Origin of the sequence: Nonomuraea zeae (assembly GCF_005889725.1) — a bacterium.
Lineage (GTDB): Bacteria > Actinomycetota > Actinomycetes > Streptosporangiales > Streptosporangiaceae > Nonomuraea > Nonomuraea zeae.
In genome coordinates this window covers 1-1062 of sequence record NZ_VCKX01000692.1, presented here as the reverse complement: position 1 = coordinate 1062, position 1062 = coordinate 1, and the positions used below count along the sequence as shown (strand labels likewise).

Genomic DNA, 1062 nt, shown 5'->3' with positions numbered 1-1062 from the left:
GGCCCTGTGCGGGGTGGGCGAACGCTGGATGGGTGGCGGTCCTGTGCCGGGGCGGGTGAACGCTGGATGGGGGCGGTGGCCCTGTGTGGGGCTGGACGGGGCGGTCTGGTCCTAGATCGCGGACGTGGGCGATGAGATCATGATGGCCGCGGAACGCGAAATGGGGGCCATTCATGCGCTTAGCCCGGACCTTCGGCGTCGCCCTGGGCGCGGTCATCGTAATGTCGATCAGCGCGTCGCCTGTGGCAGCGGCACAGGCGCCCACCTACACCTTCCACAAGCAGACACTGTGGAAGCAGTACACGACGACCGACCCGGCCACGGGGTCGACGGTGACGACCTGTTTCCGGCTTCCCGCGGTCGTGAAGACGAGCAACGACGTGCTGCTGGCCTTCGCCGAGCGGCGGAACAAGAACAACTGTGCCGACCACGGCCCGTTCGACGTCGTCATGCGGCGCTCCATCGACCACGGCGTCACCTGGCAGGCCAGCAAGACGGTCCTGGCCGGCACCGCCGGGGCCGTCCTCCAGGGGAACGCGACGGTGGTCGCGGATTCGACCGGTCCGGTGTTCCTGCTGACGACGTCCGAGCCGGCGGCCGGGCAGGCCACACCGCGTACGCCCAAGGTCCAGGTCAGCCGGGACGACGGGCAGACCTGGTCGGCGCCCAAGGACCTGTCGGGCGTCATCAAGGCGCCGGCGGGTGCGGACGACTGGTTCGCGACCGGGCCGGGGCACGGGATCCAGCTGACCCGTGGCGAGCACGCGGGACGGCTCGTGGTGCCCGTCTACTTCGCCGCCGGTGATCGGCAGAGCGTACGGCTGATCTACAGCGACGACCACGGGACGAGCTGGCACATCGGCGCGACCGCGACCTACGACAAATCCGTGCTGAAGCTCGGCGAGCAGACGCTGGTCGAGCGTACGGACGGCAGCATCCTCGTGATCGCCCGCAACGGCACGGTCCCGGACCAGACCTCCGTGCACGGCCTCGCCCGGGGCGTCAGCACGGACGGCGGCCTGACCTTCGCCGGCGCCTTCCAGGCCGACAACGCCATCACCG

At 70.2% G+C, this 1062-nt stretch carries 1 protein-coding gene; it reads left to right on the top strand.

The window, feature by feature from the left end; translation table 11 throughout:
* Positions 1 to 173: 173 nt before the first annotated feature.
* A partial coding sequence (locus ETD85_RS62410; protein WP_138699113.1) for a sialidase family protein occupies positions 174 to 1062 on the top strand: 889 nt, incomplete at its 3' end.